The sequence below is a fragment of the Pseudomonas jilinensis genome (assembly GCF_003586265.1).
Lineage (GTDB): Bacteria > Pseudomonadota > Gammaproteobacteria > Pseudomonadales > Pseudomonadaceae > Halopseudomonas > Halopseudomonas phragmitis.
In genome coordinates this window covers 56,739-73,383 of record NZ_QJSA01000010.1, presented here as the reverse complement: position 1 = coordinate 73,383, position 16,645 = coordinate 56,739, and the positions used below count along the sequence as shown (strand labels likewise).

General features: G+C 61.5%; 17 protein-coding genes. 9 read left to right on the top strand and 8 right to left on the bottom strand.

Annotated features, from left to right (window positions below):
• The first annotated feature begins 3 nt into the window (after nt 1-3).
• From C2846_RS11970 to arsJ, 4 genes are read left to right on the top strand one after another with little or no spacing between them, the layout of a single operon-like run.
• On the top strand, nt 4-360 hold the full coding sequence (locus tag C2846_RS11970) for a metalloregulator ArsR/SmtB family transcription factor (protein WP_119701540.1): 357 nt from the start codon (nt 4-6) through the stop codon (nt 358-360).
• A 9-nt stretch (nt 361-369) separates the two neighbouring features.
• Nucleotides 370-1,083 carry an arsenical resistance protein ArsH gene (gene arsH / locus C2846_RS11965; RefSeq protein ID WP_119701539.1) on the top strand — a complete coding sequence of 238 codons (714 nt, stop codon included), beginning with the start codon at nt 370-372 and terminating at the stop codon, nt 1,081-1,083.
• 40 nt (nt 1,084-1,123) lie between these two features.
• Nucleotides 1,124-2,128 (top strand): ArsJ-associated glyceraldehyde-3-phosphate dehydrogenase, encoded by a 1,005-nt coding sequence (locus tag C2846_RS11960; RefSeq protein ID WP_119701538.1) that lies wholly within the window; start codon nt 1,124-1,126, stop codon nt 2,126-2,128.
• Between the two features lie 5 nt (nt 2,129-2,133).
• On the top strand, nt 2,134-3,366 hold the full coding sequence (gene arsJ / locus C2846_RS11955) for an organoarsenical effux MFS transporter ArsJ (protein WP_119701537.1): 1,233 nt from the start codon (nt 2,134-2,136) through the stop codon (nt 3,364-3,366).
• Nucleotides 3,367-3,411: 45 nt separating this feature from the next.
• On the opposite strand, the gene C2846_RS11950 is transcribed toward arsJ, so the two are convergent.
• Nucleotides 3,412-3,723, bottom strand: coding sequence for a c-type cytochrome (locus tag C2846_RS11950; RefSeq protein ID WP_080049028.1), 312 nt, complete (start codon nt 3,721-3,723; stop codon nt 3,412-3,414).
• Between the two features lie 258 nt (nt 3,724-3,981).
• On the opposite strand from C2846_RS11950, the gene C2846_RS11945 reads away from it, so the two are divergent.
• A complete protein-coding gene (locus C2846_RS11945; RefSeq protein ID WP_080049029.1) occupies nt 3,982-5,139 on the top strand; it encodes an iron-containing alcohol dehydrogenase in 1,158 nt (385 codons plus the stop codon).
• A 123-nt stretch (nt 5,140-5,262) separates the two neighbouring features.
• A complete protein-coding gene (locus tag C2846_RS11940) occupies nt 5,263-6,165 on the top strand; it encodes a response regulator (protein WP_080049030.1) in 903 nt (300 codons plus the stop codon).
• Here C2846_RS11940 and phoR read toward each other — a convergent pair whose 3' ends face one another.
• From phoR to C2846_RS11920, 4 genes are all read right to left on the bottom strand, one after another.
• Nucleotides 6,166-7,458, bottom strand: a complete 1,293-nt coding sequence (phoR, locus tag C2846_RS11935) for a phosphate regulon sensor histidine kinase PhoR (RefSeq protein WP_269434101.1) — start codon at nt 7,456-7,458, stop codon at nt 6,166-6,168. It lies immediately after the preceding gene.
• A gap of 47 nt (nt 7,459-7,505) precedes the next feature.
• Entirely contained in the window at nt 7,506-8,195 is a 690-nt protein-coding gene (gene phoB / locus C2846_RS11930) for a phosphate regulon transcriptional regulator PhoB (protein ID WP_119701583.1), read from the bottom strand.
• 245 nt (nt 8,196-8,440) lie between these two features.
• A complete protein-coding gene (gene ubiA / locus C2846_RS11925) occupies nt 8,441-9,331 on the bottom strand; it encodes a 4-hydroxybenzoate octaprenyltransferase (RefSeq protein ID WP_119701536.1) in 891 nt (296 codons plus the stop codon).
• Nucleotides 9,325-9,879 (bottom strand): chorismate--pyruvate lyase family protein, encoded by a 555-nt coding sequence (locus C2846_RS11920; RefSeq protein WP_240638198.1) that lies wholly within the window; start codon nt 9,877-9,879, stop codon nt 9,325-9,327. Before C2846_RS11920 ends, ubiA begins: the two co-directional genes overlap by 7 nt.
• A gap of 142 nt (nt 9,880-10,021) precedes the next feature.
• Between C2846_RS11920 and C2846_RS11915 the strand changes: the two genes are divergently transcribed.
• The 3 genes from C2846_RS11915 to C2846_RS11905 all read left to right on the top strand — a co-directional run bounded on the left by C2846_RS11915 (nt 10,022) and on the right by C2846_RS11905 (nt 11,834).
• A complete protein-coding gene (locus C2846_RS11915) occupies nt 10,022-10,189 on the top strand; it encodes a rubredoxin (RefSeq protein ID WP_080049032.1) in 168 nt (55 codons plus the stop codon).
• A gap of 15 nt (nt 10,190-10,204) precedes the next feature.
• Nucleotides 10,205-11,356, top strand: coding sequence for an NAD(P)/FAD-dependent oxidoreductase (locus tag C2846_RS11910; protein ID WP_119701534.1), 1,152 nt, complete (start codon nt 10,205-10,207; stop codon nt 11,354-11,356).
• Nucleotides 11,357-11,561: 205 nt separating this feature from the next.
• The gene (locus C2846_RS11905; RefSeq protein WP_080049034.1) at nt 11,562-11,834 is read left to right on the top strand and encodes an HU family DNA-binding protein; all 273 of its coding nucleotides are present in this window, start codon (nt 11,562-11,564) and stop codon (nt 11,832-11,834) included.
• A 109-nt stretch (nt 11,835-11,943) separates the two neighbouring features.
• Here C2846_RS11905 and C2846_RS11900 read toward each other — a convergent pair whose 3' ends face one another.
• The 3 genes from C2846_RS11900 to C2846_RS11890 form a co-directional block, all read right to left on the bottom strand.
• Nucleotides 11,944-13,353: an aminoacyl-tRNA deacylase and HDOD domain-containing protein gene (locus C2846_RS11900; RefSeq protein ID WP_080049035.1), complete on the bottom strand. Its 1,410-nt coding sequence runs from the start codon at nt 13,351-13,353 to the stop codon at nt 11,944-11,946.
• A gap of 279 nt (nt 13,354-13,632) precedes the next feature.
• Complete coding sequence (gene recG, locus C2846_RS11895; protein ID WP_080051629.1) at nt 13,633-15,714, bottom strand: ATP-dependent DNA helicase RecG; 2,082 nt, start codon at nt 15,712-15,714, stop codon at nt 13,633-13,635.
• On the bottom strand, nt 15,711-16,622 hold the full coding sequence (locus C2846_RS11890; RefSeq protein WP_080049036.1) for a hydrogen peroxide-inducible genes activator: 912 nt from the start codon (nt 16,620-16,622) through the stop codon (nt 15,711-15,713). Before C2846_RS11890 ends, recG begins: the two co-directional genes overlap by 4 nt.
• Nucleotides 16,623-16,645 lie beyond the last annotated feature (23 nt).

The window sequence follows — 16,645 nt, the reverse complement described above, 5'->3', positions numbered from 1 at the left end:
ACCATGTCCCAGTCCATGACGCCGACCGAGCTGTTCAAGTGCCTGGCCGATGACACCCGGGCCCGGGCCACCCTGCTGATCGCCCGCGAAGGCGAACTGTGCGTCTGTGAGTTGACCGAAGCGCTGCAGCTCAGCCAGCCGAAAATCTCCCGTCACCTGGCGCAACTGCGCACCTGCGGTCTGTTGCAGGACCGGCGTAGTGGCCAGTGGGTCTATTACCGCCTGCACCCGCAACTGCCAGCCTGGATCAATGACACCCTGAAGCGGGTGCTGACGGCCAATACCGAGTGGCTGGCACCTGATCTGCTGCGCCTGGACAGCATGCGCAACCGGCCGCAGCGCGCCGCCCTGTGCCAATAAGGAGCTAACATGTTTGACGATCTGCCGAATGTCGAGGCCGAGCTGTTTCAGCGTCCTGACCAGGACCAACTGGCACCTCGCCAGCCGGCCAGCCACAAGCCCCGGATTTTGCTGCTGTACGGTTCCACCCGTGAGCATTCGTTCAGCCGCCTGCTGGTCGAGGAAGCGGCCCGGCTGCTCGAAGGCTTTGGCGCCGAGCCGCGCATTTTCCATCCCTCCGGACTGCCTCTGCCGGATGATGCCGGCGATGATCACCCCAAGGTCCGCGAACTGCGTGAGCTGATGCAGTGGTCCGAAGGCCAGGTGTGGTGTTCGCCCGAGCGCCATGGCGCCATGACTGGGGTATTCAAGGCGCAGATCGACTGGGTGCCTCTGGCCATGGGCGCGATCCGTCCGACCCAGGGCAAGACCCTGGCGGTGATGCAGGTCTGTGGTGGCTCGCAGTCGTTCAATGTGGTCAACCAGTTACGAGTGTTGGGTCGCTGGATGCGGATGTTCACCATTCCCAACCAGTCGTCGGTGCCCAAGGCATTTCTCGAATTTGACCAGACCGGGCGGATGAAACCATCGTCCTACTATGACCGGGTGGTGGATGTGATGGAGGAGCTGGTCAAGTTCACTCTGCTGCTGCGCGATCGTCAGGACTATCTGGTTGATCGCTATTCCGAGCGCAAGGAATCGGCCGAGCAGCTTTCGGCGCGAGTCAACCAGCGCAGTATTTAAGTGGTGTGGGGCGTTCAGTCAAATTAGCGGAGAACACAGCATGACAATCAAGGTAGGTATCAACGGTTTCGGCCGGATCGGCAAGCTGGCCCTACGTGCTGCCTGGGACTGGCCGGAACTGGAGTTCGTGCAGATCAATGATCCGGCCGGCGACGCCACAACCCACGCGCATTTGCTCAACTTCGACTCGGTGCATGGGCGCTGGCAGCACGAGGCGGTAGCCGAGGGTAATGATCTGCGGATCGGTGGCCGGCGACTCAAACTGACCGCCAACAAGACTATTGCCGAGACCGACTGGTCGGGCTGCGATCTGGTAATCGAGGCCAGCGGCAAGATGAAGACCGTGGCCGTACTCCAAGGTTATCTGGAGCAGGGCGTCAAGCGGGTGGTGGTCAGCGCCCCGGTCAAGGAAGCCGGTGCGCTGAATATCGTCATGGGCGTCAACCAGCAGTTGTTCGACCCGGCCCAGCACCGGATCGTCACTGCTGCCTCCTGCACTACCAACTGCCTGGCTCCGGTGGTCAAGGTGATCCATGAGGCGCTGGGCATTCGCCATGGTTCGATCACCACCATTCACGATCTGACCAACACCCAGAGCATTCTCGATCAGCCGCACAAGGATCTGCGCCGGGCTCGGGCCTGCGGCATGAGCCTGATCCCGACTACCACTGGCTCGGCTACCGCGATTGCCGAAATTTTTCCCGAGCTGCGCGGCAAGCTTAATGGCCATGCGGTGCGGGTGCCGCTGGCCAACGCCTCGCTGACCGACTGCGTATTCGAGGTCGAGCGCGCAACCACGGCGGATGAGGTCAACGCGTTGCTCAAGAGCGCCGCCGATGGCGCGCTCAGGGGTATTCTGGGTTACGAGGAGCGACCGCTGGTATCGATCGACTACCGTACTGACCCGCGCTCGTCGATCATCGACGCACTGTCGACCATGGTGGTCAACGCCACGCAGGTGAAGATCTACGCCTGGTATGACAATGAATGGGGCTATGCCAACCGCACGGTTGAGCTGGCCCGTTTGGTCGGTCAGGTAGGCTGAGGCGCATGAGCTGGCTGGCGCAGCTCAGTCCGGGAATTCGCCAGTATCTGGTGGTGACCGGCAATTACTGGGCTTTTACCCTCACCGACGGCGCCTTGCGGATGTTGGTGGTGCTGCATTTTCACAGCCTCGGCTATAGCCCGCTGCAGATCGCCGCGCTGTTTCTGTTCTACGAAATCTTCGGCGTGGTGACCAATCTGGTCGGTGGCTATCTGGGTGCCCGCATCGGCCTCAACCGGACCATGAATATTGGTCTGGCATTGCAGGTGCTGGCGTTGCTGATGCTGACGGTGCCCAGTGAATGGCTGACGGTACTCTGGGTCATGGCCGCCCAGGCATTGTCCGGAGTCGCCAAGGACCTGAACAAGATGAGCGCCAAGAGCGCTATCAAGCTGCTGGTGCCGGACGAGCAGCAGGGCACCTTGTATCGCTGGGTTGCGCTGTTGACCGGCTCGAAGAATGCGCTCAAGGGTGTGGGCTTTTTCCTTGGTGCCGGACTGCTCACGCTGCTGGGTTTTGCTGGCGCGGTACTGGCCATGGCGCTGGCGTTAGGGGTGGTCTGGTTGCTCAGCCTGTGGCTGTTGCAGCAGGATCTGGGCCGGGCCAAGGCCAAGCCGAAGTTCCGTGAGCTGCTGTCCAAAAGCCGGCGGATCAATATTCTTTCGGCAGCCCGGCTGTTTCTGTTCGGTGCCCGGGATGTCTGGTTCGTGGTCGCTCTGCCGGTGTATCTGAGCAGCGTGCTGGGCTGGGATTTCTGGTCGGTTGGCGGTTTTCTGGCCCTGTGGGTGATTGGCTACGGCATCGTCCAGTCCCAGGCTCCGGCCTTGACCGGCAAGCGTCAGGGCCGGGTGCCGGGGGCGCGGTCCGCTTTCGGCTGGGCGTTGGCACTGGCCTTGCTGCCGGCGGCCATGGCCCTGGGGTTGCATATGGGCGCGCCGGCCCCGAGCCTGTTGATCACGGGGTTGCTGCTGTTTGCCGTACTGTTTGCGATCAACTCGTCGCTGCACAGCTATCTGATCGTGGCGTACGCCGGGCGTGATGGGGTCTCGCTGGATGTCGGCTTCTACTACATGTCCAACGCCCTGGGGCGGTTGATCGGCACCCTGCTGTCGGGCTGGGTTTATCAGACTCAGGGGCTGGAAGCCTGCCTATGGATTTCGGCACTCTTTGTATTGGCGGCTGCGCTGATCTCGTTGGGTCTGCCCAGAGGCATGGCAGACATCAGCGCGGCACGCTAGCCGCTGATGGAGCCCGGGCACGGCCGGGCTCCGCCTGCGGGTCTCTCAGTTCAGCGTCAGTACCCACTCGGCCAGTTGCCGGGCTTCCTCATCGCTCACCTGATTCGGCGGCATCGGGATCGGCCCCCAAATGCCAGAGGAGCCATTCTTGATGTGGCTGGCCAGGGTATCAACGGCACCGTCTTCACCGGCGTACTTGGCGGCGACTTCCTTCAGGGCCGGGCCAACCATCTTGGTGTCTACGGCATGACAGGCCACGCAGGGTTTGCTCTTGAACAGGGCTTCGCCATCGGCCAGCGCGGCATGACTGGCAAACAGGGCGCCAGCGGCAAGTGCGGGGATCAGCAGGTTTTTCATCAGGTATCCTCGGATGTTGGTGAGGGTTAAATTCCCATCTTTTAATAGGTTTCATTATGGGCACTTTGCCGATTACGTTGCCGGCTTATTGCTGGTTTGGCAAGTGGTCGATTGTCGCAGAACGTCTCGCAAGACATAGACTAAAGAACTGGCTTTGGGTATGTTGCGGGACATAAAACGATTTTGTATCCCCGGACCGCTGCCGGGGTTCCGCTTCAATACACCTACTACAACGCCTGATGGCTGCGGAGAGCTCCCATGGAAATTTCGTCTTACAGTATCAACTGGCACTATCCTACCTCGGTCCGGGTTGGCCCCGGGCGCATCGGCGAGCTGGGCAAGGCCTGCAAACAGTTGGGCATGCAGGCACCGCTGCTGGTGACCGATCCGGGCCTGGCGGCCTTACCAATGGTTGAACAGGCGCTGCAGAACTGTCGTGATGCCGGTTTGAATCCGGGCTTGTTCAGTGCCGTCAAGGGTAACCCCACCAGCGGCAACGTGGCCGATGGCGTGGCGGCACTCAAGGCCGGCAGCCATGATGGGGTGATTGCCTTCGGCGGCGGCTCGGCCATCGATGCGGCCAAGGCCATCGCCCTGATCGCCCACCAGAGCATTTCGCTGTGGGAGGCGCAGAAACCGTCGAACGTCGATGTCAGCAAGATGCTGCCGGTGGTTGCCGTGCCGACCACCGCCGGGACCGGTTCGGAAGTGGGTCAGGCGGCGGTGATCAGCGACGAGGAAAGTCACGCCAAGCGGATCCTGTTCCACGCCAAGATGGTGCCGCCGGTGGTGATTCTCGATCCGGAGCTGACCGTTGGTCTGCCGCCTAAGCTGACCGCGGCCACCGGGATGGATGCCCTGGCGCACAACCTGGAAGCTTTCTGTGTGCCCTTGTTCCACCCAATGGCTGAAGGCATTGCCCTGGAAGGTATGCGTCTGGTCAAGGAATACCTGCCGCGGGCGACCGGCAACGGCAACGATATCGATGCGCGGATGCAGATGATGGTGGCCTCGACCATGGGTTGCGTGGCATTCCAGCGCGGCCTGGGCGCGATCCACGCGCTGTCGCACAGCCTGGGCGCACTCTACGATGCCCACCACGGCACCTTGAATGCGATTGTCATGCCCTATGTGCTGCAAATGAACCGTACCGCCATCGAGGCGGAAATGCAGCGGGCTGGCCGTTATCTGGGGCTGGCCAAGCCCAACTTCGACGGTATTCTGGACTGGGTGCTGGAACTGCGCAGCGAGCTGGACATGCCGCATACGCTGGCCGCTATCGGTATTGACGATGCCCAGGCCGAGACCATTGGCGCAATGTCGGTCAAGGATCCCAGTGCCCGGACCAACCCGATCCAACTGGAAGCGGCGCAGTATCAGCAACTGTTCCTCAATGCCTTGAACGGCACGCTCTAACCTTGCCTGACACCGCCTGGTACTGTTCAGTATCAGGCGGGTCGTCAGCCTGCCGGCATTCACACTGGGTAATTGCTATTACTCTGCGCTAAGCTATGCGGACATCGGAAAGAGAGAGTCAACATGGCGAAAGTGTCAGTCCTGGTGGTGGACGACGCCCCCTTCATTCGCGACTTGGTCAAGAAGGCCTTGCGCAGTCATTTTCCTGGCTTGCAGATTGAGGAGGCGACCAATGGTCGCAAGGCTCAGCAGGTATTGAGCCGCAGCAGCTTCGATCTGGTGTTGTGCGATTGGGAAATGCCGGAAATGAGCGGTCTGGAGCTGTTGCAATGGTTTCGTGGCCAGCCGGAAATGGCCAAGGTGCCGTTTGTTATGGTGACCAGCCGCGGCGACAAGGAAAATGTGGTTCAGGCCATTCAGGCCGGGGTCAGCGACTATATCGGCAAACCCTTCAGCAATGAGCAACTGGTCGGCAAGGTCAAGAAGGCCCTGCAGCGCTCAGGCAAGCTGGCGGCATTGCAGGCGCGACCGGCTACACCCAGTGTCGGCACTGCCCAGGACAGCATCAGTGCCTTGACCGGTGGTCGCCCGGCGGCATCGCCCCCCTCCAGTGCGGCAGCCAAGCCAGCACCCAAGGCTGTTACTCCCACCGTCTCGCCCAGCCCCGCTGCGGCCAGCAGCGCCCAGAACGTGCGCGGCCAGGCGCAACTGCGCCTGGCTGATCAGCAGCAGGCTTGCGTGATCAAGACTCTGAGCCTGCGCGATGCGCTGGTAGTGGTGCGCCGTGCTGAACGCTTACCGCAGGTGTTTGAAAGTGTCGTGCTGGATCTGGAACAGGACAGCGACCAGAGCGTGGCGCGGATCAACGCTTATGTACATGCGGTGGCGGCGCTGGAACCCAAGCTCGACTGCGAATGGGTCAAGGTGACGCTGAAGTTCGTCGATCAGGATCAGGACAAGCTCAGCTATCTGTCCCGGCTGATTGCCTCAGGCACGGCTCAGCAGCATTACTCGCCCGGGGCCTGATCAGACTATCCGTCCGCTGGGAAAATGGCAGGTGAAGGTGCTGCCTTTGCCCGGAGTGCTGGTGATTTCCAGCTTGCCGTCGTGGCGCAATAGCACGTGCTTGACGATCGCCAGCCCCAACCCGGTGCCGCCGGTACTGCTGTTGCGGCTGGAGTCTACCCGGTAGAAACGCTCGGTCAGCCGGTTGATGTGTTGCGGGGCGATACCTACGCCATTGTCACTGACGCTCAGGTGAGCACCGCGCTCATCCTGCCACCAGCGAATCTGGATCTCACCCTCGTCCGGGGTGTACTTCACTGCATTGAACACCAGATTGGAGAAGGCGCTACGCAGCTCGCCTTCGATACCGCGTAGTCGCAGTTGGCTGCTGGCTTCCAGGCTGATGTGGTGGTTGCGTTCGGCCGACAGGGCCTGGGCGTCCTGGCGAATGCCGAGCAGCAGCAGGTCGACCGCCACTGGTTTTTCATCGTCGACAGTATCCGAGGTTTCCAGCCGGGCCAGTAACAGCAGGTCGTTGAGCAGGGTCTGCATGCGCCGGGCCTGTTGCTGCATCTGTTGCAAGGCTCGCTTCCAGCGCGGATTGATCGAGTCTTCGGCGTCAAGCAGGGTTTCCAGATAGCCGACTACCACGGTCAGCGGGGTGCGCAGTTCATGGGAGACGTTGGCGACGAAGTCTTTGCGCATCTGTTCGAGGTTGTGCATGCGCGTGACATCGCGCACCACCATCAGGCGGTCGCCACGGCCATAGCGGGTGATGGCGTACTGCAGCCAGCTATTGATGTCGATCGGCGAGGGGATGTCGAGCGGTTCCTTGTAGCTGTCCTGGTCAAAGTAGGCCACAAAGCGCGGGTCACGAATCAGGTTGGTGACGTGCTGGCCGCTATCATCCGGAGCACGCAGCCCCAGCAACTGTTCTGCAGCGTGGTTCCACCATTCCAGGTGGCCGTCCGGGTCGATCATCACCACCGCATCGCTGAGCGCCGCAGTCGAGGCTTGGATGCGGTCGATCACCGCTTGCAGGCGGGCTCGCATGCGGCTGTCCCGGCGCTGCATATGATAGATGCTGTCGAAGATTTCACCCCAGACGCCCTTGGCTTCCGGAGGTGGGTCATTGGGGCGGGTCCGCAGCCAGTGGTGGAAGCGGAACATCTGACGCAGTATCCAGAACAGATAAAGGGTGAGGCCGGCGACCAGGGTCCAGGCCACTGCGTCGAGGATCAGCCCGGCCACCAGGCACAGCAGCATCAGCCAGAACAGCCTGTTCAGTACCGCTGTGAACCAGTTGTTACCCAAGCGTCAGCTCCTTACTCGGCCGGTGGTCCGATGTGATTGAGCCGCTCTCAGGCCTTGGTGGAAAACCGATAACCAGTACCGCGCACGGTCTGCACCAGATGCTCGTAGTTGCTGCCCAGGGCCTTGCGTAGCCGGCGGATATGCACGTCTACGGTGCGCTCTTCGACGTAGACATTGCCACCCCAGACTTGATCAAGCAATTGCCCGCGAGTGTAGGCGCGCTCCTGGTGAGTCATGAAGAACTGCAGCAGGCGGTATTCGGTAGGGCCCATCTCCGCTGGCCTGTCGTCAATGGTCACCCGGTGGCTGACCGGATCCAGGTGCAGGCCGGAGACTTCAATCGGCGCTTCGCTGTCAGCCGGGCCGGCGCGGCGCAATACCGCCTTGAGTCGGGCCACCAGTTCGCGCGGTGAAAAGGGTTTGGTGATGTAGTCGTCGGCGCCGACTTCCAGGCCCTGGATCTTGTTGTCCTCTTCGCCTTTGGCGGTGAGCATGATGATCGGAATGTCGGCTGTCATGTCATCGCGCTTCAGGCGCCGGGCCAGTTCGATGCCGGTGGTGCCGGGCAGCATCCAGTCGAGCAGGATCAGGTCCGGCTTGCTGTCAATGATGCTGGCATGGGCCTGCTGGGCGTTTTCGGCCTCGAGGCACTCATAGCCGGCCATTTCCAGCGCTACAGCAATCATCTCCCGGATCGGGGCTTCATCATCGACGATTAGAATGGTTTTGCCTGCCATGGTGTTTACCATCTCGTTGCGGATTCCTGACATGCGTCGATTAGATAACACTTTTATTGCAGTTGTATGACGTTCATATAACCACTTGATGAAGCTTGGGAACCTCTGAAAAACTACCTGCGTTGGCAATACAGCGTTAAAAACAGCCTCAAAATGCTCATTTACACCACGTAAACTCCGCTTTTTCGGCTGTTTTTGCCTTGTCTTGCCTGCCTCGCCTACGTTTTTCAGAGGTTCACTTGCTGTCAGCGCATGGCGTAATCCAGGGCCAGGCCGATGAACACCAGCATCCCGGCCCAGTGATTGGCCAGGAAGGCACGCAGGCAGGCCTGGGGCTCGCGTTCGCGGATCAGCCACTGCTGCCAGGCAAAGCCCAGAGTCATGGCCAGCAGGCCCAGATGATAGTACAGCCCCAATTCGAAGCGGCTGCCGACCAGCAGCAGGCAAATCAGGGTCAGGCCCTGGAGCAGGCCTATGATCAGGCGGTCGGCCTCGCCGAACAGGATTGCGGTGGATTTGACTCCGATCTTCAGGTCATCTTCGCGGTCGCACATGGCGTATTCGGTATCGTAGGCCACGGTCCACAGCAGGTTGGCGATAAACACCAACCACAGGGCGATGGGCAGCTCTGCGGCCTGGGCGGCGAACGCCATGGGGATGGCCCAGGAAAAGGCCGCGCCGAGCACCACCTGGGGGTAGAAGGTGAAGCGTTTGCAGAACGGATAGATGGCGGCCAGAGCAATGCCGACGAATGCCAGCTTGATGGTCAGGGCATTGGTCAGCAGTACCAGCAGACCACTCAGGCCGGTCAGGATGGCGAACAGAATCAGTGCTTCGCGGGCACTGATCCGGCCAGTGGCCAGTGGGCGCTGGCGAGTGCGGCTGACGTGGCCGTCAAAATTGCGGTCGGCGTAATCGTTGATCACGCAGCCGGCGGCGCGCATCAGGATGACGCCGACCACAAAGATTACCAGCACCTTGATGTTCGGCATGCCTTCGGCGGCCAGCCACAGCGCCCAGAGTGTGGGCCAGAGCAGTAGATAGGTACCGATCGGGCGATCCAGACGCATCAACTGAATGAAGTCGAGGGCGCGGGGGTGCACTCGCTGCAGGGGTTTGATCAGCAGGCCTAGCACGGGGAGGTCTCCATGGCATGGGGTTGGCTGGCCGGAGGCCAGCCGGTCAGGAACACTTCGCAGACCAGCAGTCGCGACTGGCCGCCACGACCGAAGCTTGAGCGCCGGGCCCAAAGCTGCTCGGCGCGGACCTGGGCTGGCAACCAGGCGGCGGGGTAGCGGCTGATCTGAATCGGACCGCGCTGGATTTCCGGATCACTGAACAGCAGCTCGCCAAGGCTGCGCGTGCCCAGGCTATTGAGATCGACCCGAGCTTCGCGCAGGGTCTGCAGGGGGGCAACACTGCGGGCAAAGACGCGCGGTGCGCCGGCGGTATGCAACAGCACCTCGCGGACCCACAGCGGTTCACCGCTGGCCAGACCGAAGGCCTGCAGTTCATCGCCCCGACCGGTCTGGATGCCCTGCCAGAGCAGCTCAACCCGGAAGTCGTTGGGTCCGGCGGCAGTCAGACGCTGAGTCAGCGAGCCCTGACCGCATAGCCAGTCGAACAGGGCACCGGCAGGCGCATCGGGGTGTTGAGCGGCGGGAAACCAGTCGGGTACTGTCACGTTTTGAATCGGTTCATGGTCAATCGGTGTGGTCCACAAGGGTATCATGAAGGTAGGCGGTGGTGCTGCCCGGTCCTTGGCCGGATTCGGTATATAAGGTAGTGTCGCGGCAATTCGGAATTCTGTTGAGATGAGTACTTCAATGAAAAAGTGGCAATGTATCGTCTGTGGCTTCATCTATGACGAGGCCGAAGGCTGGCCCGACGAGGGGGTCGCTCCGGGTACCCGCTGGGAAGATGTGCCTGCCGACTGGCAGTGCCCGGACTGTGGGGTAGGCAAGGAAGATTTCGAGATGATCGAGATTGGTTGAGACTTGGGGGGAAGAGTGTCCACAACCGCACCGCTGGTAATCGTCGGGACCGGCCTGGCCGGCTATAACCTGGCCAAGGAGTTCCGCAAACTGGATGCTGAGCGCCCGCTTATGTTGATCAGCGCCGATGATGGACGCTTTTACTCCAAGCCGTTGCTGTCTACCGGATTTGCCAAGGGCAAGCAGGCTGATGAATTGGCGATGCAGGATGCTGCCAGCATGGCTGGGCAACTGCAGGCCGAGATTCTCACCCAGACCCGGGTCGAGCGGATTGATCCGCAACAGCGCCGCCTGTGGCTGGCCGGGCACGAGCTTGAATACAGCGATCTGGTACTGGCCTGTGGTGCTTCGCCCCGGCAGTTGCCCTGGGCCCGGGATCTGGGGGAGCGATTGCTGTCGATCAACGATCTGCAAGACTACGCCCGTTTCCGCCAGGCTTTGGAGGGACGCAAGCGAGTCCTGATTATCGGTGCCGGACTGATCGGCTGCGAGTTTGCCAATGATCTGGTGCTGGCCGGTTTCGAGGTCAGCGTGCTGGCCAGCGATCCTTACCTGATGCCCGGGTTGATTCCCGAACCAGTGGCCGAACCGATCCAGGCCAGCCTCGAAGCGCTGGGTGTGCGCTTCTATCTGAATCAGAACATTGCCCAGATGCTGTTGAGTTCGTCTGGGTTGCAGGTGCGACTGGAAAATGGGCAGGTGCTGGAGGCCGACCAGGGGCTGTCGGCCATCGGCTTGCAGGCCAATACCCGGCTGGCAGCGGAGGCGGGGCTGGCGGTCAACCGCGGCATTGTGGTTGACCGTCAGTTGCGCAGTTCTGATCCCCATGTGTTTGCGCTGGGCGACTGCGCCGAGGTTAGCGGGCTCAATCTGATGTATGTCATGCCGCTGATGGCCGGGGCCCGAACCCTGGCGCAAGTGTTGGCCGGCCAGACTGCGCAGCTGAGTTACGGACCAATGCCGGTGACGGTCAAGACTCCGGCCTGTCCGCTGGTAGTTGCCCCACCGGTGACCGCCAGTGCCGGTGCCTGGACCTTCAGTGGTGAGGGCCCGGATCGACGAGCGCTGTTTCATGCGCCGGATGGGCAGCTACACGGTTATGCCCTGACGGCCGGGGCATTGCCGGAGCGGTTGCAGTTGAATCGGCAGTTGCCGCCCTGGTTGTAGAGAGAACGGGCCAAAATGGGACGCTTTGGCCTTTTGTCGGGAAATCCGCGACACAATAGCCAAAAGATGGATTTTCCGACTGGCGCTATGGGGCGAGTCGTGCCATGCTGGTTGAGCTGTGACAGGCGGGCCAGACGGCTCGGCCCCTGCCAGACCGCTGCGAGGAAGCAGCGGGAAAACAACAACAACAGACTATGAGGCTATTATGCGTAAACCGGATCTCGCAGCGGCTATTGCCGACAAGGCTGACCTGAGCAAGGACCAGGCCAACCGAGTACTCAACGCAATTCTCGATGAAATCACCCAGGCTCTGAGTAAAAAGGACACGGTAACCCTGGTTGGTTTCGGTACTTTCCTTCAGCGTCATCGCGGCGCTCGTACCGGCAAGAATCCCCAGACCGGAGCCCCGGTCAAGATCAAGGCCAGCAACACCGTCTCCTTCAAGCCAGGCAAGAGCCTGAAAGACGCCGTTAATTGAACAAGGCGTCGCGGTGGGCCCAGTAAGCGCTGCTGGGCCTTACCGTTGCAGATAGTCCGTTTTGTGGCGGCTAGCCGCCGCGAGTGACCTCGAACAAATTCGATCCGCCTCAACTGCGCCAGGTATGCTGATACTGGTTGACCAGCACCCGCAGCGCATCGCGCGCATCCAGCACTTTTTCCACCACCGTCGTTGCCTGGTCTCGCTCCAGACCAAGACGCTCAAGCAGCGACTCGGGAATCGCCATCAGCGGCCCGCCGCCAATACCTCGTTCGCGCAATAGCGCCAGACTCAGGTAAATCAGGTTGGCGTAGACGTGATCATCACCGCGGTAGTCAGGTTCATGCTGGTGGCGAACGGCGCTGGCGATTTCATCAGGCATGTCCCAGTAGCGCATCAACCAGCTGCCAATCTGGTCGCGGGTCACTCCCAGCACATGCTGCTCGATCTGGTGCGGGGGCACATGCGGGTTGGCTTCCAGGTGTCGGCAGATCATCTTGAAATAGGGCGGGAAGATGTAGGCCAGCACCAGATAGCCGAAGTTGTGCAGTAGCCCGCACAGGTAGTTGAGCCCCAGCTCCGGGCGCTTGTCACGGGGCATGACCTTGGCCAGGCCCTCGATCACGGCGGCGGTGTAGATTGCCTGCTCCCAATAGGGCGTTGTGCGCTCCGGGGCGTCCTTGGGCAGGTTGAAGGTTTTGCCCAATGCCAGGCCGACGGCCAGATTGATCACCAGATCGAACCCCAGCACCCGGCCGATGGCATCTTCGACAGAACGGATCTTGCCCGGCGCGGCGTAGAATGGCGAGGCGGCCCAACTGATGACCTGAGCAGCCAGGCTGGGATCGGTTTCGACCACATCGGTCAGGTCGTCAATATTAGCGTCGGGGTCGACCCGCAATTTCATGACTTTCTGTGCGGTTTCCGGCAGCGGGGGGATTTCGATGGTTTCTTCCAGCCGTTGGCGCATGCGCAGTGCGGTGAAGTTCTGCACGGCGGCGTGGATGTCCTGATGATCCTGGTCGGGGTCGCTCGGCAGCGGCGCGATGCTGCTCAGTGGGACGGCAAAGCGGGCGCCACTGGCCTTGGCGACCAGCGCCTTGGCATCGGCCTGCTCAAGCTCCAGACACCAACCCTCCAGGCCGCTGTCGAGCCATAGCCGGGGATGTTCGAGCAGGCTTTGTTCGTAGACACAGGGCGAGCTGAACAGAATCGGCAGGCCAGGTAGCTGATTGAGCTGATGCTTGGCCAGGATATGGCTGAGCTGGGCATCGCGCATGGGCTCAAGCTCGCGGCCGAGCAGTTCAGGCATGCGCTTGAGGTCAAGTAGGTGATCTTTGGGAATAAGTATCAATACAGTGCCGATATTGTCGCTCAGCAGGCAGGCCTGAATCTGCTGCGCCGCCGGGCCGGCATGGCGCTGCTGGCGCATCCGATAGCTTACGCCCTGCTGCTGCAGCAGTTTTTCGATCAACTGGGGGAGGCTGGCATTACCATCGGTGGCGGCTACGGTATTCATGGAGCAGGATCCTTTCACTGGGCCTGGCACGCGCTAGCCGGCCGAACAAGCTTTTCGCTGATCTTAGCATGCACTGGGTAAGGTTGCTGGTTGTTCAGAGCTATCTTAAGGAACCGCTGAAAAACTTAGGCGAGGCGGCAAGACAATACCGATGGCGGCCCCGCAAAAACAGCCGAAAAAGCGGAGTTTACGTGATGTAAATGAGCATTTTGACCGGGCTCGCGATCGAGGCTGTTTTTAACGCAGTATTGCCAACGCAGGTAGTTTTTCAGAGGTTCCCTAAACCTGTGCAAACTGCTGGCCTTGAGCCAACCAGCGGTCGATCAGTGCCGCAGCCTGCCCTGGATACCGCTGGGCCAACAGCTTGGCGGCCTGCTGGACCTGGGGCAGCAGGTCGGCATCGCGCACCAGATCGGCGACCCGGAACTGCACCAGCCCGGTCTGTCGGGTACCGAGCACTTCGCCAGGGCCGCGCAGGGCCAGATCCTTTTCCGCAATCACGAAGCCATCGGCGCTTTCACGCATGATCCCCAGGCGTTCGCGGCCCAGTGCCGAAAGTGGCGCATGGTAGAGCAGTACGCAGTGGCTGGCGGTGCTGCCGCGACCGACCCGACCCCGTAACTGATGCAGTTGGGCCAGACCCAGGCGCTCGGGGTTTTCGATGATCATCAGACTGGCGTTGGGTACATCGACCCCGACTTCGATCACCGTGGTAGCCACCAGCAGATGCAGGTCACCCATTTTGAAAGCGTTCATGATTTCGGCCTTGTCGGTGGCCTTCATGCGCCCGTGAACCAGCCCGATCGACAGTTCTGGCAGGCTTTCGCACAACGCTTGCCAGGTAGCCTCGGCGGCCTGGGCCTGAAGCTGCTCGGACTCTTCGATCAGGGTGCAGACCCAGTAGGCCTGACGGCCTTCGGCGCAGCCGGCGCGGACCCGCTCGATGACCTGTTCGCGGCGGCTGTCGGCGATCAGCACGGTGTTGATCGGCGTGCGTCCGGGAGGCAGTTCGTCGAGGATCGAGGTATCCAGGTCGGCGTAGGCGCTCATCGCCAGCGTCCGAGGGATCGGGGTGGCAGTCATGATCAACTGGTGGGGTGAGAATTGCCCGGCACTGCCCTTGTCGCGCAGGGCCAGGCGCTGCTGGACGCCGAAACGGTGCTGTTCATCGATGATGGCCAGACCCAGATTGTGGAATTGCACCTCATCCTGGAACAGCGCATGGGTACCGACCACCATCGCCGCTTCACCGCTGGCGATCATCTGCAACTGGTTGGCCCGGGCCTTGCCCTTGAGTTTGCCAGCCAGCCAAGCCACGGAAATGCCCAGGGCCGAGAACCAGCGCTGGAAATTGTTGAAGTGCTGTTCAGCCAGAATCTCGGTCGGTGCCATCAACGCCACCTGCCAACCAGCTTCCAGTGCATGCAGGGCGGCGAGGGCGGCGACCACGGTCTTGCCGGCACCGACGTCGCCTTGTACCAGGCGCAGCATAGGTTTGGCCTGGGCCAGATCACGGCTGACCTCAAGGCTGACCCGCTGCTGGGCGCTGGTCAACGGAAAACCTAACTGGCGACAGAATTGCGCGGCCAGCTCGCCGCTGGCCTGCATGGCCGGAGCCCGGTGGGCACGGATCTGCGCGCGCAGCCGCAGCATGGCCAACTGATGGGCTAGCAACTCTTCGAACGCCAGTCGGTGCTGGGCCCAGTGGCGGCCTTCGTGCAGGGCCTCCAGATCGACATCCGGTGGTGGTCGATGCAGGGTGCGCACGGCTTCGCGCAGCGCCGGCAAGTGATGTTGCTCAGCCAGTTCGGGCGGCAGCAGGTCGTCCAGTGCATGGCCCTGATCCAGCCAGGCCAGTGCGGCTTCGCTGAGGCTGCGCAGGCGCAGTTGCGACAACCCTTCGGTGCTTGGGTAGATCGGGGTCAGGGTTACGGCCACTGGCGCGGTGCTGTGCTCGTCGAGCTTCTGCATTTCCGGGTGGTAGATTTCCAGCCCGGAGGCGCCGGGCCGCACTTCGCCATAACAGCGCCAGCGGCTGCCGCGGCTGAGGCTGGCTTTGAGTGCAGCGGAGAAGTGGTAGAAGCGCAGGCTCAGTGTGCCGCTGCCATCCTGTAGCCGGCACAACAGGCTGCGGCGTCGGCCCATGACCACATCGGCGCCGAGCACCACGCCCTCGATCACCGCATCGGTGCCGGGCCGCAGGGCGCCAATCGGAGTAATCCGGGTCCGGTCCTGGTAGCGCAGCGGCAGATGGAACAACACATCCTGAACGTTGCGCAGGCCGAGTTTTTCGAGCTTTTCGGCCAGCGCCGGCCCTACGCCCTTGAGCGCGGTCAGCGGGGTGATCGGTGTCTGACTCAATGCGGCTGGCTGACCGAGCACAGGCGGATCGAGTCGCTCAGCATTTCGATCGCTTTGGGCCGTGGGAAGCTGGCGCGCCAGGCGATGGCGACGGTGCGATAGGGCACAGGGCTCTGGAACTGCTTGGTGACCAGCAGATCAGAGCTGTAGTAGCGGTCATCGGCGGCGGACATCGGCAGTACGGTCATGCCGATACCGGAGGCGACCATATGGCGAATGGTTTCCAGTGAGCTGGACTCGACCGTGGTGTGCTTGTGCTGTTCTTCACTCTTGCGGATGCTCGGGCAGGCTTCCAGTACCTGGTCGCGGAAACAGTGACCCTCGCCGAGCAGCAGCAGCTTGTTGTCGTCGAGCTCATCCAGGCTGACATGGTCGCGCTTGGCCCAGGGGTGGCTGGACGGGATCAGCAGGCTGAACGGCTCGTCGTACAACGGCTTGGTCAATACGTCGGGCTCATTGAACGGCAGCGCGATGATGATGGCGTCGAGTTCGCCGTTGCGTAGCTTGTCGCGCAGGATATGGGTGAAATTCTCTTCGATATACAGCGGCATTTCCGGCGCCACCCGGTGCAACTGCGGGACCAGGTGAGGGAACAGGTAGGGGCCGATGGTGTAGATGGCCCCGACCTTGAGTGGAGCCGCCAGCTGATTTTTGCCGGTGCTGGCCAGTTCGCGAATGGCCAGGGCCTCTTCCAGCACTTTTTGCGCCTGGGTGACGATCTTCTGGCCGATCGGCGTAACCCGCACGGCACTTTTGCTGCGCTCGAAGATCATCACGCCCAGCTCGTCTTCCAGTTTTTTCACCCCGACGCTCAGCGTGGGCTGGGACACGTGGCAACGTTCGGCCGCATGGCCAAAGTGCTGTTCCTGGGCCAGGGTAACGATGTAACGCAGTTCGGTCAGGGTCATGGCGTTATACTGCCTGCGGTGAA